Origin of the sequence: Rhizobium sp. WYCCWR 11128 (genome assembly GCF_013416305.1) — a bacterium.
Classification (GTDB): Bacteria; Pseudomonadota; Alphaproteobacteria; order Rhizobiales; family Rhizobiaceae; genus Rhizobium; species Rhizobium indicum.
Map to the genome: position 1 here is coordinate 1 of NZ_JACCEZ010000012.1, position 24,618 is coordinate 24,618.

23 protein-coding genes are annotated in these 24,618 nt (G+C 61.3%); 7 read left to right on the forward strand and 16 right to left on the reverse strand.

The genetic code is table 11. The annotated features are described in order from the left end of the window. From HX898_RS27465 to bcsN, 6 genes are all read right to left on the reverse strand, one after another. A partial coding sequence (locus HX898_RS27465; RefSeq protein WP_180196337.1) for an HAD family hydrolase occupies positions 1 to 556 on the reverse strand: 556 nt, incomplete at its 3' end. A gap of 113 nt (positions 557 to 669) precedes the next feature. After that, on the reverse strand, positions 670 to 3,051 hold the full coding sequence (locus HX898_RS27470) for a cellulose synthase (protein WP_180196338.1): 2,382 nt from the start codon (positions 3,049 to 3,051) through the stop codon (positions 670 to 672). Next, positions 3,048 to 4,094 carry a glycosyl hydrolase family 8 gene (locus HX898_RS27475; protein WP_138328295.1) on the reverse strand — a complete coding sequence of 349 codons (1,047 nt, stop codon included), beginning with the start codon at positions 4,092 to 4,094 and terminating at the stop codon, positions 3,048 to 3,050. Before HX898_RS27475 ends, HX898_RS27470 begins: the two co-directional genes overlap by 4 nt. Further along, a complete protein-coding gene (locus HX898_RS27480) occupies positions 4,091 to 6,541 on the reverse strand; it encodes a cellulose biosynthesis cyclic di-GMP-binding regulatory protein BcsB (protein WP_180196339.1) in 2,451 nt (816 codons plus the stop codon). Before HX898_RS27480 ends, HX898_RS27475 begins: the two co-directional genes overlap by 4 nt. Then, the gene (gene bcsA, locus HX898_RS27485; RefSeq protein ID WP_138328297.1) at positions 6,538 to 8,730 is read right to left on the reverse strand and encodes a UDP-forming cellulose synthase catalytic subunit; all 2,193 of its coding nucleotides are present in this window, start codon (positions 8,728 to 8,730) and stop codon (positions 6,538 to 6,540) included. The genes HX898_RS27480 and bcsA overlap by 4 nt, the downstream gene beginning before the upstream one ends. A 167-nt stretch (positions 8,731 to 8,897) precedes the next feature. After that, positions 8,898 to 9,878: a cellulose biosynthesis protein BcsN gene (gene bcsN / locus HX898_RS27490; RefSeq protein WP_180196340.1), complete on the reverse strand. Its 981-nt coding sequence runs from the start codon at positions 9,876 to 9,878 to the stop codon at positions 8,898 to 8,900. Between the two features lie 325 nt (positions 9,879 to 10,203). Here bcsN and HX898_RS27495 point away from each other — a divergent pair, with 325 nt between their 5' ends. Beyond that, a complete protein-coding gene (locus tag HX898_RS27495; protein WP_138328298.1) occupies positions 10,204 to 10,518 on the forward strand; it encodes a DUF1236 domain-containing protein in 315 nt (104 codons plus the stop codon). A 40-nt stretch (positions 10,519 to 10,558) separates the two neighbouring features. Here the strand turns inward: HX898_RS27495 and HX898_RS27500 are convergent, their stop codons facing one another. Beyond that, a complete protein-coding gene (locus tag HX898_RS27500) occupies positions 10,559 to 12,205 on the reverse strand; it encodes a response regulator (protein ID WP_180196341.1) in 1,647 nt (548 codons plus the stop codon). A gap of 377 nt (positions 12,206 to 12,582) precedes the next feature. On the opposite strand from HX898_RS27500, the gene HX898_RS27505 reads away from it, so the two are divergent. After that, positions 12,583 to 12,930: a response regulator gene (locus HX898_RS27505; protein ID WP_138328300.1), complete on the forward strand. Its 348-nt coding sequence runs from the start codon at positions 12,583 to 12,585 to the stop codon at positions 12,928 to 12,930. A gap of 9 nt (positions 12,931 to 12,939) precedes the next feature. Here the strand turns inward: HX898_RS27505 and HX898_RS27510 are convergent, their stop codons facing one another. The 6 genes from HX898_RS27510 to HX898_RS27535 form a co-directional block, all read right to left on the reverse strand. Beyond that, positions 12,940 to 13,479 (reverse strand): MerR family transcriptional regulator, encoded by a 540-nt coding sequence (locus HX898_RS27510; RefSeq protein WP_020049428.1) that lies wholly within the window; start codon positions 13,477 to 13,479, stop codon positions 12,940 to 12,942. Between the two features lie 150 nt (positions 13,480 to 13,629). Continuing rightward, a complete protein-coding gene (locus tag HX898_RS27515; protein ID WP_180196342.1) occupies positions 13,630 to 13,968 on the reverse strand; it encodes an integration host factor subunit alpha in 339 nt (112 codons plus the stop codon). Positions 13,969 to 14,073: 105 nt separating this feature from the next. Beyond that, positions 14,074 to 15,045: a beta-ketoacyl-ACP synthase III gene (locus tag HX898_RS27520; protein WP_029872898.1), complete on the reverse strand. Its 972-nt coding sequence runs from the start codon at positions 15,043 to 15,045 to the stop codon at positions 14,074 to 14,076. Between the two features lie 19 nt (positions 15,046 to 15,064). Next, positions 15,065 to 16,111 carry a phosphate acyltransferase PlsX gene (gene plsX, locus HX898_RS27525; RefSeq protein WP_011651316.1) on the reverse strand — a complete coding sequence of 349 codons (1,047 nt, stop codon included), beginning with the start codon at positions 16,109 to 16,111 and terminating at the stop codon, positions 15,065 to 15,067. Positions 16,112 to 16,209: 98 nt separating this feature from the next. Further along, positions 16,210 to 16,764, reverse strand: a complete 555-nt coding sequence (locus HX898_RS27530; RefSeq protein WP_138328301.1) for a DUF177 domain-containing protein — start codon at positions 16,762 to 16,764, stop codon at positions 16,210 to 16,212. Positions 16,765 to 16,775: 11 nt separating this feature from the next. Next, positions 16,776 to 17,432 (reverse strand): ubiquinol-cytochrome C chaperone family protein, encoded by a 657-nt coding sequence (locus HX898_RS27535; protein ID WP_180196343.1) that lies wholly within the window; start codon positions 17,430 to 17,432, stop codon positions 16,776 to 16,778. 137 nt (positions 17,433 to 17,569) lie between these two features. Here HX898_RS27535 and HX898_RS27540 point away from each other — a divergent pair, with 137 nt between their 5' ends. Beyond that, entirely contained in the window at positions 17,570 to 18,103 is a 534-nt protein-coding gene (locus HX898_RS27540) for an outer membrane protein assembly factor BamE (protein ID WP_020049423.1), read from the forward strand. A gap of 97 nt (positions 18,104 to 18,200) precedes the next feature. Here HX898_RS27540 and HX898_RS27545 read toward each other — a convergent pair whose 3' ends face one another. The 3 genes from HX898_RS27545 to ribH form a co-directional block, all read right to left on the reverse strand. After that, positions 18,201 to 20,339, reverse strand: coding sequence for a sodium-translocating pyrophosphatase (locus tag HX898_RS27545; protein ID WP_138328303.1), 2,139 nt, complete (start codon positions 20,337 to 20,339; stop codon positions 18,201 to 18,203). 199 nt (positions 20,340 to 20,538) lie between these two features. After that, complete coding sequence (nusB, locus tag HX898_RS27550) at positions 20,539 to 21,021, reverse strand: transcription antitermination factor NusB (protein WP_003547217.1); 483 nt, start codon at positions 21,019 to 21,021, stop codon at positions 20,539 to 20,541. A gap of 3 nt (positions 21,022 to 21,024) precedes the next feature. Then, positions 21,025 to 21,480 carry a 6,7-dimethyl-8-ribityllumazine synthase gene (gene ribH, locus HX898_RS27555; protein ID WP_003547214.1) on the reverse strand — a complete coding sequence of 152 codons (456 nt, stop codon included), beginning with the start codon at positions 21,478 to 21,480 and terminating at the stop codon, positions 21,025 to 21,027. A gap of 347 nt (positions 21,481 to 21,827) precedes the next feature. On the opposite strand from ribH, the gene HX898_RS27560 reads away from it, so the two are divergent. From HX898_RS27560 to HX898_RS27575, 4 genes are all read left to right on the forward strand, one after another. Further along, positions 21,828 to 22,187, forward strand: a complete 360-nt coding sequence (locus HX898_RS27560) for a hypothetical protein (protein ID WP_072638854.1) — start codon at positions 21,828 to 21,830, stop codon at positions 22,185 to 22,187. A gap of 204 nt (positions 22,188 to 22,391) precedes the next feature. Next, entirely contained in the window at positions 22,392 to 22,895 is a 504-nt protein-coding gene (locus HX898_RS27565) for a cupin domain-containing protein (protein ID WP_180196344.1), read from the forward strand. 27 nt (positions 22,896 to 22,922) lie between these two features. Continuing rightward, positions 22,923 to 23,438 carry a GNAT family N-acetyltransferase gene (locus HX898_RS27570; RefSeq protein ID WP_180196345.1) on the forward strand — a complete coding sequence of 172 codons (516 nt, stop codon included), beginning with the start codon at positions 22,923 to 22,925 and terminating at the stop codon, positions 23,436 to 23,438. Between the two features lie 310 nt (positions 23,439 to 23,748). Continuing rightward, complete coding sequence (locus HX898_RS27575) at positions 23,749 to 24,555, forward strand: hypothetical protein (RefSeq protein WP_180196346.1); 807 nt, start codon at positions 23,749 to 23,751, stop codon at positions 24,553 to 24,555. The last annotated feature ends 63 nt before the right edge of the window (positions 24,556 to 24,618 follow it).

A 24,618-nucleotide genomic window follows, 5' to 3' on the forward strand; every position in this document is an offset into this window, starting at 1 on the left:
TGCGGGTGGCGTCGGCGCCGGCGGCCTCGCCGGCGAGGATGCCGGCGACCGCATCTTCGAAGACCAGGCATTTTTTCGGATCGACGCCGAGGCGACTTGCGCCGAGCAGATAACCTTCGGGGCTGGGCTTGCCTGATTTGACCTCTTGGCCGCTGACGATGACCCTCGGCATCGGGATGCCGGCGGCTTCCATGCGGCGCCTGGCGAGCTCGATCGGCGCCGAAGTGACGATTGCCCATCGGCCCTCAGCGATGGCGGAGAGGAAGCGGACGGCGCCGGGGATCTCGACGATGCCGGAGAGATCCTCCATTTCCTCGGCGAGCAGCAGATCCGCCTCATGGGCAGGATCGACGCCGGGCAGGCCGAGCCCGCGGATCACATCGGAGGCGCGGATGCCGTGGATCGTCTTCAGGAAGACCTCCGGCTCGAAGCCGTGGCGCCTTGCCCATTCGCTCCAGACGCGTTCGACGACCGCAATGGAATTCAAGAGCGTACCATCCATGTCGAAAAGGAAGGCGTCATAGGATCTGTCGAGGATGTTATGGAGAGCGGGCACGGGCGTTTCCTTGCGTGTCCACAGCGCCGCGCGTCTTTAAAGACGCACAAAGGGACGCTGCGGTATTTTGAAGCTACGCAGGCGACTAGCGGAGAGCGGAAGCGGCGTCAACGTCAGTTGTTGGTGTCTGGATGCGTGACGTTGCGGACGTCGGCAAGACCGCGGGCCGCGTCGCGGCTGCCGGTCGCGGCAGCGGCTTCGAAGACACGGGTCGCATCGCCGTACATTTTGAGATTGAGGTAGCAGTAGCCGCGCAGAACCATCAGGTCGATGCGTTCCTGCTGCAGCCGGGCGCGCTGATCGAGATAGATGAGGGTTTCGCGGTAACGTCCGGCGTCGAAGGCTGAAAGCGCCCGGTCGGCGAGGATCGCCACCTGAAGCTCGGCGGCCCGCTGGCGGTTCTGCGGCGCCTTGGTGGCCGCGACGGCGGCATTGCCGGAGAGGCCGGCGCGGAGATAGGCAAGGCTCTGGCCGTAGGCTGCATCTTCACGGACCTTGCGGGCCGGGCTCTGCAATGCCGCCTCGAAGGCCGAGATCGCCTCCATCGGCCGGTTGATATCCATCAGGCACCAGCCGCGCGACAGCGCGTCGGCCGGCTTAAGCTGCCCCGCATCGATGGTCGTCGAGCAGCCGCGCGTCTGGCGTGGACCGCGCGGGACGGTCACCGTGTCCATCGCCGGTCTCGCCGCACGAACGACCACTTCCGCACCCGGCTGCAGGGTCACGCGGCGTTCTGCCGGAAGCGGCTCGGCCGGGGGACGCTGCGTCGGCTGAGCCGCCGGTTGCTGTGCGGCAAGCGCCCCCTTCTCCGGCGGCGGCGTAACGGCATTCGGTATCAGGGAGGACGTGTCTTCGAGATTGGTGATTCGGCTCGACCGGCCGGCCCAGGCGCGCTGGAGGTCGAGCACGCCCTTGCGGTCGCTCAGTTGCTCGCGGGTGATGACAAGGCCATAGGCGGACGGTTCGTCGTCGGGTTTCCAGGCAAGCGCCGTCTCGAACCAGCGCGCGGCGGTCTGGAACTGGTTGAGGGAGCGGGCATACCAGCCGAATTGCTGCGCCGTCGGCACATATTTCCGGGCGATGACCTCGCCAGCGATGCGGTGCAGTACGTCTTCGGCCAGATCGGCCGGCGGCTGCAGCGCCATCAGGTTGGCGGTGGCGGCGAGATAGGTTGATGTCGCATCCTCGGAATCTGTGCGCCAGCGAAACATCACCTCTTCGGCTTCCTCAGGCGCCTTGCGGGCGATCAGCGCCAGCGCCAGCCCCTGCGAGGCGGCCGCCGAATCTTGCTTGGCTCGGGCGGCGCGGAACCATTTCTCGGCATCGGCATCATTGTTGCGGCGAAGCTGGTACCAGCCGAGCAGCAGCGCATCGGAGGCAAGCCCTTCCGTCTCGGCGAGTTTTTCGAGGCGGGCGAGATAATCTGGCGCGATGGCGAGATTCGGATCGTCATCGCCCTCGGCCATGAAGCGTCGGGCGAGGTTGTCGCGGATCGCGTCGAATTCCTTGCTGCCGTCTGCGGCAGGCCTTTCCAGCGCGAGCAGCGCCTGCATCGGCTGGTAGGCAAGCAGCGTCGAAGCCTTCTCGACCGTCGCCTGCCGCTCGGCCGGATTGGTGCAGTTCTTCAGGATATAAGTGTAGGCGTCCTGGCCGCGCTGCGCCCTCTCCGTCTGGATGAAGGCTTCGGCGACGCGCCAGAGAACATCGACCTCGCTGCAGGTCAGCAGGCTCGGTGTTGCAGCAGCGATATCGACCACAGTCGCATATTGCTTGAGGTCCGAAGCATTGACGAGGCGGGCACGGCCCTCGGCGACGTCAAGCCGGTCGAGCAGATCGGCCGGCGGCTGCCATCCGGCATCGGCTGCCTGCCGGTCGGCGACAACCTTGCGCAGTTCCGCATAGCGGCCATCGGAATAGAGCTGCCACATGGCCTCGAGCTGCTTGTCGCCATTCTGCGGCACGGCGAGCGGATCGGCCGGGGGAACCCAGTTAGGATAGAGCGCCTGAAGGCGGGAGATCTCGGCCTGCAGGCGCACCTTGTCGCCGCGGCTGGCGAAATAACGAAGCGCACTTTCATCGACGGCAGGCTGCGGCGCCGCGGCCGCCTGTTGTGGTGCCGGCGGCTCGGAAACGATGGGGGGTGTGACTGGTGCCGGCTGAGCGACCGTCTGAGCCGGCGGAGCAGCCGTCTGAGGTGCCGCAAGCTGCGGTGCTGCAGGCTGCGATGCAGCGGCATCCGGCTCGGACGTGTCCGGTGTTGGCGGCGGCGGGGAAGTGATCGCCTCTATCTTGTCGGCGACGAGTTGCGCATTGAATTCGGGATTGCCGGTAGGAGCATCGGCCGGCTTGATGCGGCCCATCATCATCAGCTCCGGCGCCGGCTTGCCGGCGGCCCCAAGGCCGAACTTTTCCTGCAGAGCGGCGCGATCTTTCAGCCCGGTGACGAGGGTCGCCACCACGACTGCCGCTGAAACCGCCACGAGAGAAGACTTCACAGACACTCCGGATGCTTCTCCCCGATATAGGCCAGCCCCAGCAGCTGGAGCGTGGACGGATAATAGAGTGCGGGCGCAAATTGCAGGGCCGAGCCCGGCAGCTTGGTCCCATCGACAACACAGGCCACAACATCGTTAACAATTCGATAACCGGGATCCTGCAACACAGTCTTCGGCCGGCCGGTGGTCAGATCGATGGTGGCGGGAACACCGTCTTGCGACATCCCTTGTTGCAGGCGGGTCAACAGCGCCTTGTCGGTGACGCCGCCACGAGCGAGATAGAGCGGGATACGGATGGCGTTGTAGGCAAACTCGGCGTCGAAACCCTGCGCCGGCTGCGGCTGGCCGCTAAGACTCACCCATTCGGCGGGAAGCTTGCGCGGGCCGAACTGCATCGTCTTCAACAGCGTTAGGCCATCGTCCGACAGTTTTTGCCAGGCATCCGACGGAGCGAGCGCAGCCATCACCGGGATCGCCTCATAAATCCAGTAGGACGGGTTGACGACGGGACCGTCCTCACGGTCGCCAGCGGCAAAACCCTGGCTCCCTGGCAACAGGAGCGTGTGGCCGGCCGAGTGCACAACGGTTTCGGCAAGCAGCGCCTGCGCCATGCGGGAGGCGGCGAGGATATAGTCGTTGCGTTTCCACGCCGTGCCGGCAAGCGCCAGCGCATAGGCGATCAGCATGTCGCCATCCGAGGCGTTGTTGGTGTCCGTGACGTGCGGCTTGCCGTTCGGATCCCACTTCCAGACGGCCAGGCCATCGTCGCGCAGCAGCAGCTCGGTGCGGGTAAAATACCAGATCTGTTCGAAGTCGGCGGGGCTGGCTGCGAGATAGGCGAGCAGCATGCCATAGCCCTGCCCTTCGCTGTGGCTGATATTGCCGTTGCCGTTATCGATGATGCGGCCGGTCCCATCGAGAAACTTCGCCTTGTAGGCACTCCATGCGCCGGCATTGATCATCGGCTGCTGCGCAACGGCGGGCGCTCCCCCGGGAGCGAGCGCGACCGATGCCGCAAGCAGGAGTGCGCGCCACCGCCTCATTTCGACCGACCCAGTCTTCTGAGCATGCTTGACGTGGTGACCCCGATCAGCAGCACGAAGACGACCAGCAGGGAGGCATAGGAGAGGATATTCGTCGACAGCCAGTTGGCGGCGATCAGGCGGTAATTGGAGATCGACCAGGGTGTGGACGGCACAAAATCGAAACGGGTGACGGGCACGGTCTCGATCTTGCCTGTCTTGCTCGAATAGGTGGTGATGTGGCCTGATATCTGTGGCCAGTTCAGCTGCGCGGTCAGAACCTCCAGCCCTTCGCGCAAATCCTTTGCCGACGGCGCCGTCACCACCGTCCATGCACCGGCTCCCGCAGGGCTGGAGCCCTGGGCAACCAAGATCGTGTCGACATTGGACGGCGTGAAAACCTCCTCCGCGCCGGGCACGAATTGCAGCGAACTGCGGGAGATATCGAAATTGCGCGACACCCACTCGCGGAAGGCAGTGATCCGGTTGCGCAAGACACCGCCGCTGACCTTGGAATTCCACTCCTCGAAGGCCGTACCGGTATCGACGACGCCCGCCTGCGTATCCGCAACGGGACGCCACGAGGCCTGGCTCGCCGTGGCGATATTGGTCTGCGTCAACGCGGTTGCCGGCATCTGCGAGACGGAGCCGATGAAGATGGCATCGCGATCGCCGATCATATTCGGCGAGGCGACGGTTTCGACGTCGATCGGATGGCCGGCGGTGATCGCCATCTGGCCGAGCAGCGTGGCGGCGGCTGAAAGCGTATCGGCATCGACGCGGTCGATGAAGAGCGGCGTCGGCTCCGTGGCCCGGCCATAGGGATAGGCGGTGCCGGCCATTGCCGCCAGGTTCGGACGCTGACCGACGCGGGCGAAATCCGGAATCTGCAATTCGGACGTATCGAACAGGGCAAAGCGCGGGGTCGCGCCGGCGGTCGCGCCCGGCGCGCAAGCCGCATCATCCTTGGTCATCAGGATCGCCTCGATCGCCACCGAATTGAGACCGGGCTTGAAGTGCCGCATCGTCACGCGGATCGGCAGATGACGGAGAATGCCGCCTGATGTCGTGGTGATCGGCACGGTGGAGGCGATGTTGTCGTTGACGTAGATATCGATGTGGCTGCCGGGCATCACGTTATCGGTATAGGCGGCGTCGAGCAGCACCTTCGCCTCGCCATAGGCATTGGCATAAAAATCGGCCGGCACGGCGATATTGAAACTGGTCCGCAGCCGCCGGCCGGAGAATTCGGTGGTCTTCACGCCGAGTTGAGACAAGGCGATGTTGGTATCGGAAAAGACCAGCGGCGCGTTCGGCGCGCTCCAGCGCTCGGTGGTCAACACGTCGCGGCGGATATCTGAGGACCGGTCTGTCGGCGAGACGATGGTATCGATCGCCGAGGAGACCGCCTGCCAGGAGGGGCCGCTGATCAGAAGCACCGGCGAGCCGCTGCGCGGATCGGTGGCGAAAGCGGCGAATGCCGCGCTTTCGGCACCGGGCGGCAGGCCGGGAAAGAGCGGCCGCAATTCCGCTGCGGTACCGACGAGCACGCTGAGCTTGCCGGGCCTGACGGCCGGAAGCGAGGTGGTGCTGAAGGCAAAGATCTGGTTCGGCATACTGCTCAGCACCGACAGGCCCTGCGCCAGTCGTAACAGCGGCTTGGTGGTTCCCGGCTGCTCCAGCGCCGGGACGACGATGTCGAACTCGGTCTTGCCAGCGCCGTCAACGCCGATGGCGCGGATTGCATCGGCGCTCGACAGTTGGGCGGCATCGCTGCCGGCAAAGCTCAGATAGGTTCCGGCCGGATCAATGTTCGACCACAGCTCATAAGTGGACTGGATGCTGCAATCGGTGCGGTGGCGCTGGTTGGCTTCAAAGGTGACAAGATTGGCGCCGGGCTGCAGCAAACCGGACGGAACCTCGAAGGTGACGGTCGACGGGCCATCCGGCGAGCCGACACGCTGCTGGCCGATCGGGCGGTTGTTGAGATAGACGGTCAGCGCCGAGGCCTCAGGCGCGACGACGATCGCATTCTGGTAGGCGAAGGTAAAGCTTGCCTTGGCCGCCGCCTGTTCCGGCGTCAGATAGACCGACCATGACCGGCGATCGTATTCGCCGCCGAGACCAAGTTTCGAAAAGGGCACGACATAGCGACGGACATCGCCGGAGCGCGGCGGCGCAGCGGTATTTGCCGCCGCGGCTGGCTGGAGCGCGGGCGCCGCCGGTTGCGGCTGGACGGCGATCGTCGGAGGAACAGGAGCAGCCGGAGCTGCAGGTGCGGGTTTGACGGAAACCGGAGGCGTGATGGGAGCCGGCGCAGGGGCTGTCGGCGGCGTCGGTGGTGTCAACCTCGGGGTAACGGATGCCCCGGGCGGCCGCTCGCCGGACATGTCGAAGGGCGCCGTCTGCGCCTGGGCGAAGGCGGAGGCATTCAACAGGAGAAGCGAGGCAGCGACGATCCTTCTCATCCGGCGTTGACCTTTGCCGCCTTCTGCTGGGCTTCCCTCTCCGGCCGCATGCTGCGGAAGAAGTAAATGAGGCCGCGGCTCGTCTGGTAGAGCGACAGGCCGAGGAACCAGATGGTGCCGCGGATCAGGCCCGGATTGCGACGGCGCGAGGCCTGGAACTCTGTCCACTGATCGGAATTGGCAAACATCAGGTCGGCGATCAGGCGATGGTCGAGCGCGCTTTTCGGCACGTACTGGCAGCCGACATTGCTGATGTCGCCCGACGGCTCGATGTTGCGGACGATGAGCGGCAGGGTTTCCAGTTCCGCGCCGCTATAGGGCCGGAAGCGGATCTCTCCGAGTGCGCCAACCAGCATCTCGTCGAGCTGCTTGTTGAAGATGTGAAGCCTCGCACCGTGGACGGAAACGTCCTCGATCGAGGCCGCGTACCACTTGCCGCTGACGCCGAATTCGCAGCGCCGGTTGACGCGGACGCGGCGGGACAAGGCGCGCTCGCCGCGCTCCGACACGACGCCCAGCGCGCAACCGGCCATGATCAGGTTGATGACATTCCATCCGCCGACGACGAGCGTGACGTCGGCCTTATAGGGCTCTGCATAGATCTTGTAGATGGTGATGATGAGCGCGACGATCTGCACTGCAAAGATGACGAAGAACGGACGGCTGATTTCCGACAGACGGCTGACGGCGATCGATTCGTCCTTGGCGGTGACCTTGAAGGTCGGTTTCCTCGGATTGAGCATGACGGAGACGACGGCCGGCAGCAGATGCACGGTCTGGACATATTCGTAGAGCTCGGAAATCCAGGGCCAGCGGAACGACCCGTAGAGATAGTTCTGCATCATCAGATTCACCAGCATATAGGCCAGCGTATAAGCGAGGAACTCACCGCCCGAGGCGGTGAAGATTTCCAGATCGAAGAACAGGTAGAAGAGCGGCGCAAACAGGAAGATCGTGCGCGGGAATGGGAAGAGCCAGAAAAGCGTGGAGGACATGTAGCAAAAGCGCTGCGGGATCGTCAGGCCGCGCTTGAGAAGCGGAAAGCGGAAGCGCAGGATCTGCATCATGCCCTGCGCCCAGCGGCTGCGCTGGCCGATGAAGCTTGCGAAAGTGGCTGGCTGCAGGCCGGCGATCAGCGGCTTGTCGACATAGATGCTGTTCCAGCCGCTGCCGTGGAGCGCCAGCGCCGTCTCGCAATCCTCGGTGATGCTGATGCCGGAAAAGCCGTTCTGCGATTCGAGCGCCTTGCGGCTCAAAACTGCGGCCGAGCCGCAGAAGAAGGCGGCGTTCCATTTATCGAGGCCGCGCTGGATGATGCCGTAGAACATCTCGTTCTCGCTCGGCATCTTGTCGAAGGTGCGCAGGTTGCGCTCCAGCGGATCGGGATTGATGAAGAAATGCGGCGTCTGGACGAGGAAGAGCTTCGGATCGTCCTCGAAGTAACCGACGGTCTCCAGCAGGAAATCGCGGGCCGGCGCGTGGTCGGCATCGAAGACGGCGATGAGTTCGCCGGTCGAATGTTTCATGCCGTTGTTGAGATTGCCGGCCTTGGCGTGCTCGTTGCGGTCGCGCGTGAGGTAGTGGACATCGAGATCGTCGCAGAGCTGCTTCAGCTCGATATGGCGGGCAGCCGCCGCCTGGGCTTCGAGCAGCTTGCCGGAATTGCGCTTCTGCAAGGTGCCGCCGTCGTCGAGCAGCCAGACATGCAGCTTCTCGGCCGGATAATCCATGGCCTTGGCGGCGGCCAGCGTGTTTCCCAGCAGGCCGGCATCCTCGTTGTAGGATGGGACGAAGACATCGACATGAGGAAGGCGCCCGGGATTGGCGGCACGCGAGGGGCGCGACGGCAACGGTGTGGCGACGATGAACAGGCTGAGCGCCAGCATCGCGACGCTATACATTTCGGCAAGATAGAGCAGCAGGCCGGGAATGAAGTTTTCCAACTGATTCAGAGGCGGCAGCGTATTGGTGGTGCGCCAGTAAACATAGCGCAGCACGATCGACGTGCCGAAGGCGAGCGCCACCAGGCGCCAGGTCCCCTCGCCCTTCAGAATCTTGATCAGCGCCATGACAGTCACGACCGTGATGCTGGTGATGAGCTGGGTCTGCAGGTTAACCGGCAGCGTGATCAGCACGATCATGCAGAGCGAAACCACGGCCCATATGATGACACTGCGGGCTTTGCGCATCGACGTTCCTTCGAAATTGCTCAACCGGTGCCAATCAGGCCCCGGGCATGCTCACTAGAACAGGATGATTTTAGGCCGGGTCGGCCTAAAATCTGAATCCTGTTCTAAATTAAAGAGTTAAAGCATGATGTCGTCCGAAAACCGCTCACACTTTTCGGCATCATGCTCTATCTCCGGCAGGCGGCCGTCATGGCCGCGTCGCCTACGCAGTCGGGCGAAGGCACGGTGACGCCGATCGCCCTTACCGATTGTTCGATTGGCGCAGCGGCCGCAGCCGGCCTTGCGCTCGTCTGTGGCGCCTCACCCGGCAGCGGCACGCGCGGGCCGATGGGTGCCGGCACCGCTGCCACACCTTGAGCCGGTTGCGCGGCCGAGGCGCTGCGAACGGCAGCGGCCCGCGGCCGGCTGACAATGGCAGGCGCCGGCTCGTAGCCGATCGGCATCGGGTTGGCGCGGTAACCGCCCTCGTCGGGATAGATCGGCACGCCGGTGCGCCCGAGTGCAGCATCGGCGGGCGGCGGATTGCCGTAAGGGTTCCAGATCTCGCCGTCGAAGGTGCCGGTGACGGTGTAGCCATAGACGATGCCGAGCAGCTGGCGCTCGCTCGCTCTCGCATCGCAAAGGCGCAGGCGCAGCTGGATCATGCCGAAATTACGCGCCTGGGTATTGGCGTTGGTGCTCGAGCGGATCTGCTGCCAGGCATAGAGGCAGGTGTCGCCGGCACGGCTGCGGCCGGAGGCATAGCCGAAGGGGCCATAGGCGTTCTGCAGGAAGGTCGCCGAGGTCGCCATCGGCACGCCCGGGGCCGAACGGGCCACCTCGCGGGCAATACCGCTCTCGTTGATCATGCTGAAGCCGGCATTGCCGGCGCCGGGATTGGCTCCGGAACCGCCGAAGAACTGGACCTTCAGCGAATTCTGACCGGGCACGGAGGATGAGGTAAACAGCGAGATCGTCTGCTCGACGCCGTTGCCACGTTTGCGCTCGACGACGCTGACGATCGACGGGCCGCCCGGCGGCGGCAGGACCAGCGCCTTTTCAGGTGCCACGGTTTCCGGCGCGGAAGGCTGGCGCACACCGCCTGTCGATGTGCAGCCGGCCATCATGCCCGCCACGGCCACCAGCAATATCGTCTTTCGCAAGCGCATGTATCGAGCCGCCGCAATCGTCTTTCTAGAGATCCATTCGCAAGCCGAAACGCGACGGATCGTCGAATCAACGACCGGTTGGTCGTCCGTTCAGAATAAACGTCCAACATGGTTAGCGAAAAGTAAACAAGCGAGCTCTAACATCACCATCTGCACTCTTTTCGAACGCTGTTCAGACAGCTCAACCGTATGATGCAAAAATTAATTTAGTAACAACTTAAATGCTCTCATTGAGTCTGTTACTGCTGTCGCGAAAAGCCCGCGGGGAACTATGCCGCATGGCCAGCGTTGCCTTGATGTCTCAGGTAGGAAAAGGAGAAATCCCATGCGCAAAACCATGCTGGCTGCGGCCGCCATGCTGACCATCAGCTCAGCCGCCTTCGCGCAGAGCACTGTCATCATCACCGATCCCGCACCGACCGGCTCCGTCGTATTGCCGGGCGAGGTGCGCACCTATGTGATGGAGCAAACCACGCCTTCCATCGTCTATGACGGCGATATCGCAGTCGGCGCGACGCTGCCCGATACCGTCGAAGTGCATACCGTGCCTGATATCGACGGCTACGGCTATACGGTCGTCAATGAGCGGCGCGTGATCGTCGAACCGAAAACCCATCGCATAATCCAGGTCCTGGAATAACGCGGATAGAGAATTGCGGACGTGCGGCTGTATCCCGGCTTCACGTCCGCTCGTCTCCCACCCTCACCGCGACATTCAGAAGTTCGCGGATCTTGTGAGCAAGCTGCTCCAGGCTGAAGGGCTTGGCGAGCAGGGAAACGCCGTGATCGAGCACACCATTGTGGACGATGGCATTGCGGGTGTAGCCCGTCGTATAGAGGATTCGGATCGCCGGCCATTTTTCCTGGACGATATCGGCAAGCTGACGTCCGCTCATCTGCGGCATGACGATATCGGTGAAGATCAGGTCGACTGCCGCATTCTGCTCCAGAAGCATAAGCGCCTCCATGCCGCTAGCCGCCTGCAACACTGTGTAACCGAGTTCATGCAGGCTTTCGGCGGTCATGGTGCGGACGTTCTCATCGTCCTCCACTACCAGGATCGTATCTTTGACGCTGCCCTGAGGAAGCGGCTGGGCGCCGGCGACGTTCAACCGCGCGTCCGCCATGCCGACATGACGGGGGAGATAGATCTTCAACGTCGTGCCCCTGTCGATCTCTGAATAGATCTTGATGTGGCCGCCGCTCTGCTTGATGTAGCCGTAGACTTGGCTGAGGCCGAGACCTGTGCCTTTGCCGGGTCCCTTGGTCGTGTAGAACGGGTCGAAGGCGCGTTCGATCACCTCCGGCGACATGCCGGTGCCGGTGTCCGTCATGCTGATCATCACATATTGACCTGCCTCGACCTCCGAATGCATGCGCGAATATCGCTCGTCGAGTTCGGTATTGGCGGTCTCGATCGTCAGATTTCCGCCGCCCGGCATGGCATCGCGAGCGTTGACGGCAAGGTTCAGGATGGCATTCTCGAGCTGGCTCAAATCGGCAAAGCTCGGCCAGAGACCGCCGGCAAGCACGGTCTCGATCCGGATGTGCTCGCCGAGCGTGCGCCGCAGCAGCTCCGACATACCGCCGACCAGTTTGTTGAGGTCGACCACCTCCGGGGCGAGCGGCTGCTGGCGCGAGAAGGCGAGAAGACGCGCAGTCAGCACCGCCGCTCTCTGCGCACCATCTCTGGCGTTCTGGATGGAGTATAGCAGGCGAGGATCCTCGCTGCCGGTCAGGCGCCGCTGGGCGAGATCGAGATTGCCGATGATGATTGCCAGCATGTTGTTGAAATCATGGGCGACGCCGCCGGTCAGCTGGCCGATCGTCTCCATCTTTTGCAACTGGCGGACCTGCGCCTGAGCGGCGGCATTCTCTTCCATCTCGTGCCTGAGCTCGGCAGTGCGCTGGACCACTGTCTGTTCGAGGCGCGTGTTGAAGCTGTTCAGCTCGCTGCGAAGGCGGCTCTGTCTGCCATGGGCGATGATGATCATCTCCATCAGGCCGACGATGATCACGGCATTGATGAGATAGGTGGAAAGGCCGACCCATTGGCCGGCGCTGGCCGGCCAGAAAACATTGTGCGGCTCGACAAAAAACTGCTGGACAATGAAACCGGCAACCAAGGTCGCGACAAATCCCGGCCCGGCGCCGCCTATGAAACTCGCGAGCAATATCGCCGGAAGGAAGCTCAGGAAGGGAAACCCGGAGAGAGTGTCGCTGGCGGCAAGCCTCAGAAGAAACGTCAGGCCAACGAAGGCAATGGCCAGCGGATATGTATAACCCGGCCTGTGACGCAGCCAATCCGTGGCACTCAGCAAATCCATTCGACACCCCTTCTGACAGCGCCGCGCGTCTTTCGAGAGCCGCAAAAGACGCTGCAACACTTTGAATTGCTGCATAATTTTTTCCATAAATCGATTCCGATTTAAGGAATTATCCAGGAGCCGTTGCAAAGACGGCATTCCAGCTTTTGCACATCGAATTTCAACCGGCAATATGCTGTTTCTCGCACTGCCGACCACGACGTCTTGACGAGCCGTGCAAGCAGTCCACATAAACCTCCATGCCTAAAGCGTGTCGCAATCTTTCAGATTCGCTCCTTGCGCTTTAGGTCTTTGTTTTTACGCATGTCGTTATCGCAAAACCGCGGCACACTTTTGCGCGACGTGCTTTAGCAAGGGGGCAATGGGTGAACCGGATCATGAAAGACATATTCATCGTCGAAGACGACGCGCTGATTGCCATGCTGCTCGAGGACATGCTCGCCGATCTGGGCTACCGGGTCTGCGCCAGCGCGCCCGACCTGGAACGGGCGCTGAAAGCCGCCAGGGATACGGAGTTCGATGCTGCCATACTCGATGTCTCGCTTGCCGGGCAGAGTTCGCTGCCGGTCGCAAAGCTGCTCGACGAACGCGGAAAACCCTATCTCTATGCGACGGGATACGGTACCGCACCTGATGGCAGCAGCCCAAGCACGCTGCCCGTGCTGCAAAAACCCTTCCAGCTCAGCGAACTTGAACAGGCGATGAAGCGGCTTACCGAAGCCTGATTTTCCTATTCAGCGCACCTGATCGAGCAGACGCTTGCATTCCAGGAGGTCGTAGAGCGCCTCCTGCAGCAGCGCCCTGTCTTCCTTGCCAACGCTCGATTTGCCGATCGAGACTTCCTGCTCGTCGTCTCCGGCGACAAAATTGAAGAACCGGCGGGTGATCGGCGGCTTGGCGCGGCCGACGATCTGGTCTTCATCGGCCATGCCGACGCGCGGTTCCCCGGCACCCATGTCCTGCACGCCCGACGCAAGCGCCTCGACGCTGGCGAGATCGCCATGACCGACCGATATGACGAACTTGTTGCCGTTGGTCTTCAGAAGCTTCTGCACACCCTTGATCGTATAGCCATGATCATAGAGCAAATGCCGGATTCCCTTGAGGAGATCCACATCCTCCGGCCGATAGTAGCGACGGCCGCCGCCGCGCTTCATCGGCTTTATCTGGGGGAAACGCGTCTCCCAGAAGCGCAGCACATGCTGCGGCAGATCAAGATCGTCTGCGACTTCGCTGATGGTGCGAAAGGCATCGGGGCTCTTGTCCAACGTCATACTGCTACGCGACCTCGCGGCTCGATCCTACGGCGACTCATCATATTTCAACGGTTTGGCGCCGACAATTCAAGTCATGTCTTGACGTTGCGCACAAGGATGGAGAGCGCGAGGGAGAAAAAAGCCGTTTCCGAAACGGGAAGCCGATTATCAGGGAGCAGGATTCAGCGGCTTCAGCTTGATCTTGCGAGCGATATGCGACTTGAGGATGCGTGTCTTCAACACGTTCGACGCCTTGAAGGTCATGACCCGGCGGGGGGAAATCGGAACCTCCTCGCCGGTCTTCGGGTTGCGGCCGATCCGCTCGTTCTTGTCGCGCACCTGGAAGGTGGCGAAGGAGGAAAGCTTGACGGTTTCGCCACGCACGATGGCGTTGCAGATCTCGTCGATGACGGTTTCGACCAGTTCCGCAGATTCGGTCCGGGAAAGCCCAACCTTTCGGAAAACGGATTCCGCCAGGTCTGCTCGCGTCACTGTTTTTCCGGTCATGGTTTCCCCGCCCATACAAAATATTTTGTGAAATCGCACGAAGAGTATTTGTCTTGCGCCTTACGGTCAAGCTCTTGTTCGCCGCCAGTTTTTTAGGATTCGTGCCTACCAGCGCAGCAGAACCGCACCCCAGGTAAAGCCGCCACCCATCGCTTCGAGCATCACCAGGTCGCCCTTCTTGATGCGGCCGTCGCCGGCAGCGGTCGCAAGCGCCAACGGGATCGAGGCGGCCGACGTATTGCCGTGCAGGTCGACGGTGATGACGACCTTCGCGGCATCGATGTTCAGCTTCTTCGCCGAACCGTCGATGATGCGGCGATTGGCCTGGTGCGGTACCAGCCAGTCGAGGTCATCGGCTGTAGTGCCGGTCGAATCGAAAGCCGCCTGAATGACATCGGTGATCATGCCGACGGCATATTTGAAGACCTCGCGGCCTTCCATGCGCAGCTTGCCGACAGTGCCCGTCGTCGACGGCCCGCCATCGACATAAAGCTTTTCCTTGTGCGAGCCGTCGGAACGCAGATGTGCGGTCAGCACGCCGCGATCGGCAGTCGTGCCCTCGCCTTCGGTCGCTTCGAGTATGATCGCGCCGGCGCCGTCGCCGAAAAGCACGCAGGTGGTGCGGTCGTTCCAGTCGAGAATGCGCGAAAAAGTTTCGGCGCCGATGACGAGAACGCGCTTGGCAAGCCCGCCGCGGATATAGGCATCCGCGGTCGTCACCGCATAGACGAAACCGGTGCAGACAGCCTGGACGTCGAAGGCGAAGCCGTGGCTCATGCCGAGCCGGTTCTGGATGTTGACCGACGTCGCCGGAAACGTGTTGTCAGGCGTCGAGGTGGCACAGATGACAAGATCGATATCGGCAGGCGTCAGGCCGCCATTGGCAAGCGCTGCGCGCGCGGCCGCCTCGCCGAGCGACGCCGTCGTTTCATCATCACCGGCGACATAACGCTGGCGGATACCGGTGCGCTGGACGATCCATTCGTCTGATGTGTCGACGATGGCCTCCATGTCACGATTGGTCATCACGCGCTTCGGAAGTGCGGCTCCGAACCCGCGAACCACTGAACGGATCATCTTGATTGAACCCCATCGCTCATGCTGCTTCCGGGCCCATCGGGGGCAGCCGCTTGGCATGATATTTCTTAAGATCGTTTTCTATTTTCTGATTGAGGCCGTTCTTGGCCATGTCGTAGCCGACCTCGATGGCGGCTGCGATGCCTTCGGCATTCGCCCCGCCATGGCTCTTGATGACGATGCCGTTCAGGCCGAGAAACACGCCGCCATTGACCTTGCTCGGATCGAGTTTCTCGCGAAGCATGTCGAAGGCGCTTTTGGCGAAGAGGTAGCCGATACGGGCGAGCAGCGTGCGCGACATGGCGGCACGCAGATATTCGCCGATCTGCTTGGCGGTGCCTTCGGCGGTCTTGAGCGCGATATTGCCGGAAAATCCCTCGGTGACGACGACGTCGACCGTGCCCTTGCCAAGGTCGTTGCCCTCGACGAAGCCGGAATATTCGAGCGAATCGATGTTCGCCTCGCGCAACAGACGGCCCGCCTCCTTGACCTCCTCCTGGCCTTTCATCTCCTCGACGCCGACGTTGAGAAGGCCGACCGTCGGACGTTCGACCTCGAAAAGCGCGCGCGCCATGGCGCCGCCCATCAGGGCAAAATCCATCAGCTGCTGCGCATCGGCGCCGATCGTTGCCCCGACATCGAGCACGATGCTTTCACCCTTCAGCGTCGGCCAGATCGCGGCGATCGCCGGACGCTCGATATTGGCCATGGTCCGCAGACAGAATTTCGCCATCGCCATCAGCGCGCCGGTATTGCCGGCCGAGACCGCGACATCGGCGTCACCCGTCTTCACCGCCGCGATCGAGCGCCACATGGTGGAGATGTAGCGGCCACGGCGTAGCGCCTGGCTCGGCTTCTCATCCATGGCGACGGCAAGCTCGCAGTCGTGAAAGATCGATTTTTCCCTGAGCTTCGGAAACTTGGCGAGAACCGGATCGCACTGTTCCTTGAGACCGTAGAGAACGAAGGAAATATCCGGATGCCGATCCAACGCCTTGGCGGCGCCGGGGATGACAACCTGGGGACCAAAGTCGCCACCCATGAGGTCGAGAGATATTCTGATCACGCGTCCCTGATCCTTCTTTTCGCCGAGGGCGAAATTTCGGCCAAAATACCGGTTTTGGCGTCGCTTACAACTGAATTGTGTCAAATGCCAGAGGGGCTTCAGTCCTTTTTCCAGTCCTTGAGGGCTGCGAAAGCGGAGGGCTTTTTGTCGTCCTCGCCGCTGTCTTCGACATGGCCTGAGAATTCGATACCCTGCTTGCGCGGATAGGGATCGATCGCCAGAGCGGCGAATTCGGCAACCACCTCGCCGGCGTCGATCGTATCGCCGACAAAGTTCTCGGGCAGATCAGGACCGTCGGGATCGAGCAGCATCTCGCCGGCGTCGTTGCCGGCCTGGCGGGCAAGCTTGGAGCCTTCCGGCACGAAGATCTGCTCGAAGCTCTCGTCGATGGCGGATTCGACCGGTTCCAGCGTCACGACGCAGGACTGGACGATCTTCGCCTGCACGCGGCCCTTGATGCGCACGCCGTCGCGCTTCCAGCGGGCAATCTGCAGATCGGCGCTGAGATCATCGACGGAGACGACGTTCCAGGTCCGGGCCAACGCCTTCAGTTCGCTGGCGTCGGCCTCGACATGGACCTCGACGGGGTTGGCCGAGATGTGGCCGACCTTGACGTGATAGGAGAAGGGAACATCGTCCCGATTATTCTGCATCGTTTCCTCCTTCAGATGACCGGTGGGCAGGCGACCGGCGGGAGCGTTGCCGAACCGGTGGCGATTACCTCTTCGGCAACGGCAGACAGATGCGATTCTGCGGCCATCATCCATCCGGCGAGACCGGACATATCGGCCGGCGTCGCGGTTTCGGGGTAAATATTGCGCTGAAGGGCATGAGCCAGGGCTTCGGCATCGCCTGTGTCCATCGCCTTCGAATAGGCTTCGAGCCGGCCGTAAAACATACCGGCGAGCTTTTTCATGCGCTTTGGCACGCTGTTGTCGCCGATGCCGAGTTCACGGATCGAATAGTCGATATCCTGGAAGAAAGCGTCGACGATCTCCTGGGCGATTTCCTGGCCGCTGGTGGCGGAAGCACGGGTGCGGCGAAAAAACAGAATCATGGCGATCGAGAGCATCTCGAAACGGCCCATGACCGTATCCGGCACATTGAGCCGCTCGTAGAGTTCCGGCATGCGCGCAGCCGCCGCCAACGCCGCATATTGCCTGTCGACGATCGCCTGATTGTTGTTTTTCTTGCGGAAGAGCCCGAGGATCATTGTTTTTTCCGGAAATGCCTCATTCTTCATGCCGGCTGGCGTATGGCCTTGTTGCATGATTTCGAAAGCTGGTTTACCGAAGCAGGCGCGAATTGCAATGCCGATCATGGCCAGTTTCGGGACGACGCCTTCGATGCGTCAGCGAAGCGAATTCGGGAAATTCGACCCGGAATGGCCACAATGGTTTTGCAGGAGGAAAGCGTGCAAGGCCCAGAATGGCTGCTATCGACACTCACAGGGAGTAGATGTCGTTGAAGAAACGGTATTTCAAGTCTGACATGAAATTCTTCAGCAGTGCGGCCATTGCCCTCATAATTGCCTCCACTACCGCTCTCTCCGGTTGCCAGACCAGCACCGTTCTCAACGGCGGCTACGTCGCCGACCAGCAGTCGCTGAACCTCGTTCCGGAAGGCTCCAGCCGCGAGCAGGTGCTGCTTTCGCTCGGCACCCCGTCGACGACGGCGACCTTCGACGGCGAAGTCTTCTATTACATCTCGCAGCGGCGCACGCGTGCGGTCGCCTTCCAGAAACTGAAGGTCGTCGATCAGAGCGTTCTGGCGATCTATTTCGACAAGGACGGCGTCGTCAGCCGCCGCGCCAACTATGCGCTGCAGGACGGCAAGGTGTTCGACACGATCGGACGCGTCACGCCGACCGGCGGCAAGGAACTCACCTTCCTGCAACAGATGCTTTCCGGCGGCAGCGCCGCGAGTGCTGCCCGCAGCCTGTTCGGCGGCGGCGCCGGCGGCACGCCGCAGAACCCAAGCAGCCTGCGCTGATCGGACACGCCTTATACGAGGAACCCGCCGGATCGCTCCGGCGGGTTTTCTAATGGTCGCTGCGTCAGCTTGAAGTGTGCCAAGCCGGCGCCGTTGTTTATCCGGCGAGAACGGCCAGCAGCAGCAGCGCGACGATGTTGGTGATCTTGATCGCCGGGTTGACGGCGGGGCCGGCGGTATCCTTGTAGGGATCGCCGACGGTATCGCCGGTGACGGAGGCCTTGTGCGCATCCGAACCCTTCATGTGACGCACGCCGTCCTTGTCGACAAAACCGTCCTCGAAGCTCTTCTTGGCATTGTCCCATGCGCCACCGCCCGATGTCATCGAGATGGCGACGAAGAGGCCGTTGATGATGACGCCGAGCAGCGATGCGCCGAGGGCGGCAAAGGCGGAGGCCTTGGAGCCGGAGATGAGAAGCACGCCGAAATAGACGACGATCGGCGCCAGCACCGGCAGCAGCGACGGCACGATCATCTCGCGGATGGCGGCCTTGGTCAGAAGGTCGACCGCCCTGCCGTAATCCGGCTTTTCCGTGCCCTGCATGATGCCGGGCTTTTCCTTGAACTGACGGCGGACTTCCTCGACGATCGCGCCGGCCGCACGGCCGACGGCGGTCATCGCGATGCCGCCGAAGAGGTAGGGAATGAGACCTCCGAAGATCAATCCCGCCACTACATAAGGGTTGGAAAGATCGAAGGAAATTTCGCCGATACCGGCGAAATAAGGGAACTTGTCGCCATTCGCCGCAAAATATTTGAGGTCGTAGGAGTAGGCCGCGAAGAGAACGAGGGCGCCGAGACCGGCGGAGCCGATCGCATAGCCCTTGGTGACGGCCTTGGTCGTATTGCCGACGGCATCGAGCGCATCGGTGGATTTACGCACCTCCGGCGGCAGATGCGCCATTTCGGCGATACCGCCGGCATTGTCCGTCACCGGTCCGAACGCGTCGAGCGCGACGATCATTCCGGCGATGCCGAGCATGGCCGTGACGGCAATGCCGGTGCCGAACAGGCCGCCGAGCTGGTAGGTGGCGAGAATGCCGCCAACGATGACGATCGCCGGCAGTGCCGTCGATTCCAGTGAAACGGCCAGGCCCTGGATGACGTTGGTGCCGTGACCGGTGACAGAGGCCTGAGCGATCGAAACGACCGGGCGCTTGCCCGTGCCGGTATAATATTCAGTGATCACGACGATCAGTGCGGTGACGACGAGGCCAATGATGCCGCAGAAGAAGAGGTTCGCGCCTGATATGTCGGCGCCTCCGACGGAGCCGATCGACCCCCAGCCGATGGTGAGCGAGGTGGCAGCGCCGAGACCGACGATCGACAGCAGGCCGGTGACGATAAGGCCCTTGTAGAGAGCGCCCATGATCGAGCCGTTCGAGCCGAGCTTGACGAAGAAGGTGCCGATGATCGAGGTGATGATGCAGGCACCACAGATTGCCAGCGGATAGACCATCGCAGACTGGAGGATCGGCGCGCCGGCAAAGAAGATCGCGGCGAGAACCATGGTGGCGACGACCGAGACCGCATAGGTCTCGAAAAGGTCGGCCGCCATACCGGCGCAGTCGCCGACATTGTCGCCGACATTATCGGCGATCGTTGCCGGGTTGCGCGGATCGTCTTCGGGAATGCCGGCTTCCACCTTGCCGACCAGATCGCCGCCGACATCGGCGCCCTTGGTGAAGATGCCGCCGCCGAGACGGGCGAAGATCGAGATCAGTGACGCGCCGAAGCCGAGCGCCACCAGCGCATCGATGACTTCGCGCGAGCCGCTCTCATGGCCGAGCCCGACGGTCAAGATCGTATAATAGATGGAGACGCCGAGCAGCGCCAGGCCAGCCACCAGCATGCCGGTGATCGCACCCGACTTGAAGGCGATGTCGAGGCCGGCGGAAAGGCTCACGGAAGCCGCCTGAGCGGTGCGCACATTGGCGCGGACGGAGACGTGCATGCCGATGAAACCAGCAGCACCGGAAAGCACGGCGCCAATCAGGAAGCCGATCGCGGCCTCGCCGGAAAGAAGCAGCCAGGCTAAAATGAAAACAACAACGCCGACAATGGCAATGGTTCTGTACTGGCGCGTCAGATAGGCTTGCGCACCTTCGCGGATATAGCCCGCGATCTCCTGCATGCGGCTATTGCCCTGATCGGCGGCAAGCACCGACCGGGTTGCCCAGGCGGCATAAACCACCGAGAGCAGACCGCATGCGATTACGCATAAAAGAATCGTCATTTCGCTCTTTCCTCCCATAGGCCGGAGATCACTCCTTCTCCGGCAGATACGCCGCCGAATCGGCTTCCTCTCCACAGAAATGCCACAGCTAAGCGTTGCGGAGATTGCGTGGTCGATCACGTGGCGTCAAGACCGCAACGGGCGAAAACCATTGCGGTGCGAAGAAAGAAGCGGGGGGGATTGTTTGGCGGCTAAAGACTTACTTCTTCGCCTCGCCGCGAACCTGCTTTGCGATGCGGTCGAGCACGGCGTTGACGAGCTTCGGCTCGTCGTCATCGAAGAAGGCCTGGGCGATCTCGACATATTCGGTGACGATGACCGCCACCGGAACGTCCTTGCGGTCGGTGATCTCGAAGACGCCGGCGCGCAGGATGGCGCGCACGGTGCTGTCGAGGCGCGACAAGGCCCAATCATCCTGCAGGGCTGCGGCAATCAACGGATCGAGGCGGACCTGATCGCGCACGACACCGGAGACGATGGAACGGAACCAGGCGGCATCGGCTTTCAGATAAGTCTCGCCATCGATTTCCTGACCAAGACGGTGCGCCTCGTATTCAGCCACGATCTCCAGAACGCCCGTGCCGCCGACATCCATCTGATACAGTGCCTGAACGGCAGCAAGACGGGCAGCGCCCCGCTGGTTCGCAGTCTTGACCGGCCGTTCCGTCTTGTCGTCGTTCATTCGCTATGCACCCAGTTTCTGCTTCAGCTCGATCATGGTCAGAGCTGCACGAGCGGCAAATCCGCCCTTGTCCTTTTCCGAGCGGCGCACGCGCGTCCAGGCCTGCTCGTCGTTTTCGACGGTCAGGATGCCATTGCCGATGGCAAGGGACTCGCTGACCGCAAGATCCATCAAGGCACGCGAGGATTCGTTCGACACGATATCGAAGTGATAGGTCTCGCCGCGAATGACCATGCCAAGGGCGACATAGCCGTCATAATGCGTTCCGCCATTGTCGTCTCCATCGAGCGACATGGCAATCGCCGCCGGAATTTCCAGTGCGCCGGGAACGGTGACGACCTCGAAGGTGGCGCCGGCCTCCGTCAATGCGAAGGTCGCGCCTTCGAGCAGGGCGTCGGCCATGTCGTCGTAGAAGCGGGCCTCAACGATCAAAATATGGGGAGCGGTCTCTCTCGACATGGTTCACCTTCGGTTGGCGGGACATTTACCCGCTCGGCAGCCCGCGGTCAAAACATGCCTTCGTCCGAATGGCAAGCAATTTCGCCCGATGCCGCAATGGGAAAGAGGAAATATCTGCAAGGGGATAGCCGCGCCCTGTATGCACGGCTGGGAAGGCCTCTGAAATCAGCTTTCCCGGACGCCTGGAAAGCGGCAATTCGAAGGCAGTTTTCATGAACAATTCTTAATGGATTTTCAGTGGCTTAACCCATTGAATCGCGAATGGGAGAACGCCAATTCCATGTCGTGACGCAGACGATCCCCTGCAACGACAGCCGACCGTCTAAGCAGATGAAAGGATACAAATCATGCACCGCGTTCTCACCATCACTATCGCTGCAACCCTCTCCTCCCTCGCCTTTGCCGGCGTCAGCCGGGCCGAAAGCCTTGGGATGAACACCCCTCAAGGCATCGAGCAGACGCTCCGGAGCTACCAGGGCAATGACTTCAATGTCCAGGAGGTTTACAACTGGCGCAACTTCGACGACGAGACGAGCGGCCCACACTCCGCACCGCAACGCTCCGGCCAGGCTATCCGCGGCATCCAGGCCTCGATCGACGCCAACAAGTCGCTTGCCCACCGGCTCAACAATGAGGGTGTCAATATTCGCAATGTCGTCAATGCCGAGCAGGCGGCCGATGGGAGCTTCACCTTCTACGTTCGTTGACGGCTCCAGCGCATACCCCGAAAATCGGATCGATTTTTGGGCTATGCGTGAGATTGGAAGCGATAGAGCGTCTTAGCGTATTGCACGCTCGGCGCTCAAAGCATGGGCGGCGGGCTCCTCTCCGCCCATGCCGGGGATTTCCGAGATAAGCATTGAATTTTCCGGCGCGATGATAGTTTCTCCTCCTGCAACAGGAGGACCATCATGACGACGGAAGCAAAAGCGGTGATCAATACCGCCGATCTCAAGCTCGACCACTGGAAACAGGGCGAATTTTATGAAAGCGCCGACACCTCGTTCGGCAAGCTTCTAAGCCTTGCCGGCCTCGGCATCAGCTACAACGAAGTGCCATCAGGCAAATCGAACTGCCCCTTCCACAATCACCATGTCGAAGACGAGCTTTTCTATGTGATCGCAGGCGCCGGCGAATACCGCTCCGGCGATGCGCGCCATGCGATCAAGGCGGGCGACGTGCTCGGCGCGCCGGCGGGCGGACCGGAAACGGCGCACCAGATCATCAACACCGGCACGGCCACACTCGTCTATCTCGGCATCTCGACCATGGCGAAGACCGAGATCGTCGAATATCCCGATTCCGGAAAGTTCCTTGCCAAGACGAATAGAGACGGTACAGAAGCCAGGCGCTTCCGCCACATCGGGCGACCGGAAGGCGACCTCGACTATTGGGACGGCGAGCCCGGCGCCTGAGGACGTGTTTTTTCACAAGGACCCATCGTGATCGACATTCCGACCCTCGAAACGGCGCGTCTGACGCTTCGCCCTCACCGCCTCGACGATTTCGACGCGCATGCAGCGCTGTGGGCGGACGAGGATGTCGTGCGCTTCATCACCGGCGCCCCATCGACGCGCGAGCAGAGCTGGAGCCGCATGCTGCGCGTTGCCGGCATGTGGCACCATATGGGCTTCGGCTTTCTGGCGATTGTGGAAAAGGAGAGCGGCCGGTTCATCGGTGAAGCGGGCTTCCTCGAAGCCCGCCGCGAGATGGAACCCTCGATCGAGGGGACGATGGAGGTCGGCTGGGCGCTGATGCCTTCGGCACACGGCCGCGGTTATGCCACCGAGGCGCTGACCGTCCTGATCGGCTGGGCGGAAACGCATTTTCCCGGAAAACCGATGAGCTGCATCATCAGCCCCGAGAACCAGGCCTCGCTGCGGGTCGCAGCCAAGCTCGGCTTCCGCGAGACGGCGCGCACGCAGTACAACGGCGAGATCATTCAGTTTTCGCGGTAGGGAATTCCACCAAGCGGGCAACATAGCGCGCGCCATTGCGGGCTTGCTGACATTTGCCGATATCGCCAACTGCAAGCTTAAGCAAAAGGATATCGACGACCTCAGCTTGCAGCGCCCGACTTCATCCCCGGATGGGTCCGGACTTCGCACCTGCTACGCGCAAGGAACGCGCTTTAGAGTCGCTGACAAGAGGCAGAAACGCTTGGAATCCTGACGTCCGCCACCTTGACACAACTAAGCATTGACGGGCGAGCCGCGTGGCAATTGCAGCCGGCAGAAACTCCCCATCCATAAGAGGCTGATCACAAATATGACCGTTTTCATTGTTTGCCATAAGGATTTGCCGAGCTACCCTCCTCCCGAGGGCGCGAAAATCATATGGCTCAATTCTAAAACTCCTTTGGAAAACAAGGGAATGGATGTCATTGCCGGCTATGATTTTTTCAGCGAGCCGGAGGAGATTCACGCGAAATTGTCAGGATCGCTGGGAACGCTAGTCATCGCGAAAGTCGTTTCGGAAGAAACTGTAAAACCTCGCAACATTACCATCTGGCAGTATCGTAAATTTTTAACAAGACTAAAAATCGGAACGCCGAATCCCGAATATCCCGGCATGAATATAGCAACTTCAGAAGAAGTAGAAATCACAAGACCAGAGAATCCGGCGTTTTTTTCCGAGAGTTTCTTTCTGCCTCGTCCATTGAATCTCCATAACATATCGTATCACTATGCAGGCTGCCACAATATTGTTGACTTTTTCAGATATACGGCGTTTTCAGTCGAAGCAAATACTTTAACGCAAGCCGAAGCTTTGCATTTTTTTAATTCCGGCACTCTCGTTCCTGGAGGCATTGAGCTCGGCACATATCCGACGGACTGGTGGCTGGATACTTTTGTGCGCCTTGTGGCGCCGTCTCTTGAATTTGCGAAACGATATCAACCGTTTCAAGCCGAAGATCCCGTGCAGAAACGTGCGATCTCATTTTGCCAGGAGCGTCTGGGAAGCTATCTTCTAATCAAGCGGTTGGCCGAGCTCTATGGCAACAACCTGCCTGGGTTCTTGTTCGGAGATATGGCTACCGTATCGAACGATGGTGTCTATAGAACCGGCGTATAAACCGAGGCAATCCCAAACGTAGTATCGCAAGTCTTTGCGATACTGGCAGCAGAAGCGCCTGAG

What these genes read in the sequence shown, in the direction of transcription:
- HX898_RS27475 (WP_138328295.1), bottom strand. Translation starts at nt 4,094, where the DNA reads ATGAGGCGGTGGCGCGCACTCCTGCTTGCGGCATCGGTCGCGCTCGCT.
- HX898_RS27480 (WP_180196339.1), bottom strand. Translation starts at nt 6,541, where the DNA reads ATGAGAAGGATCGTCGCTGCCTCGCTTCTCCTGTTGAATGCCTCCGCC.
- bcsA (WP_138328297.1), bottom strand. Translation starts at nt 8,730, where the DNA reads ATGCGCAAAGCCCGCAGTGTCATCATATGGGCCGTGGTTTCGCTCTGC.
- bcsN (WP_180196340.1), bottom strand. Translation starts at nt 9,878, where the DNA reads ATGCGCTTGCGAAAGACGATATTGCTGGTGGCCGTGGCGGGCATGATG.
- HX898_RS27495 (WP_138328298.1), top strand. Translation starts at nt 10,204, where the DNA reads ATGCGCAAAACCATGCTGGCTGCGGCCGCCATGCTGACCATCAGCTCA.
- HX898_RS27500 (WP_180196341.1), bottom strand. Translation starts at nt 12,205, where the DNA reads ATGGATTTGCTGAGTGCCACGGATTGGCTGCGTCACAGGCCGGGTTAT.
- HX898_RS27505 (WP_138328300.1), top strand. Translation starts at nt 12,583, where the DNA reads ATGAAAGACATATTCATCGTCGAAGACGACGCGCTGATTGCCATGCTG.
- HX898_RS27510 (WP_020049428.1), bottom strand. Translation starts at nt 13,479, where the DNA reads ATGACGTTGGACAAGAGCCCCGATGCCTTTCGCACCATCAGCGAAGTC.
- HX898_RS27515 (WP_180196342.1), bottom strand. Translation starts at nt 13,968, where the DNA reads ATGACCGGAAAAACAGTGACGCGAGCAGACCTGGCGGAATCCGTTTTC.
- HX898_RS27520 (WP_029872898.1), bottom strand. Translation starts at nt 15,045, where the DNA reads ATGATCCGTTCAGTGGTTCGCGGGTTCGGAGCCGCACTTCCGAAGCGC.
- HX898_RS27530 (WP_138328301.1), bottom strand. Translation starts at nt 16,764, where the DNA reads ATGCAGAATAATCGGGACGATGTTCCCTTCTCCTATCACGTCAAGGTC.
- HX898_RS27535 (WP_180196343.1), bottom strand. Translation starts at nt 17,432, where the DNA reads ATGATCGGCATTGCAATTCGCGCCTGCTTCGGTAAACCAGCTTTCGAA.
- HX898_RS27540 (WP_020049423.1), top strand. Translation starts at nt 17,570, where the DNA reads ATGTCGTTGAAGAAACGGTATTTCAAGTCTGACATGAAATTCTTCAGC.
- HX898_RS27545 (WP_138328303.1), bottom strand. Translation starts at nt 20,339, where the DNA reads ATGACGATTCTTTTATGCGTAATCGCATGCGGTCTGCTCTCGGTGGTT.
- nusB (WP_003547217.1), bottom strand. Translation starts at nt 21,021, where the DNA reads ATGAACGACGACAAGACGGAACGGCCGGTCAAGACTGCGAACCAGCGG.
- ribH (WP_003547214.1), bottom strand. Translation starts at nt 21,480, where the DNA reads ATGTCGAGAGAGACCGCTCCCCATATTTTGATCGTTGAGGCCCGCTTC.
- HX898_RS27560 (WP_072638854.1), top strand. Translation starts at nt 21,828, where the DNA reads ATGCACCGCGTTCTCACCATCACTATCGCTGCAACCCTCTCCTCCCTC.
- HX898_RS27565 (WP_180196344.1), top strand. Translation starts at nt 22,392, where the DNA reads ATGACGACGGAAGCAAAAGCGGTGATCAATACCGCCGATCTCAAGCTC.
- HX898_RS27575 (WP_180196346.1), top strand. Translation starts at nt 23,749, where the DNA reads ATGACCGTTTTCATTGTTTGCCATAAGGATTTGCCGAGCTACCCTCCT.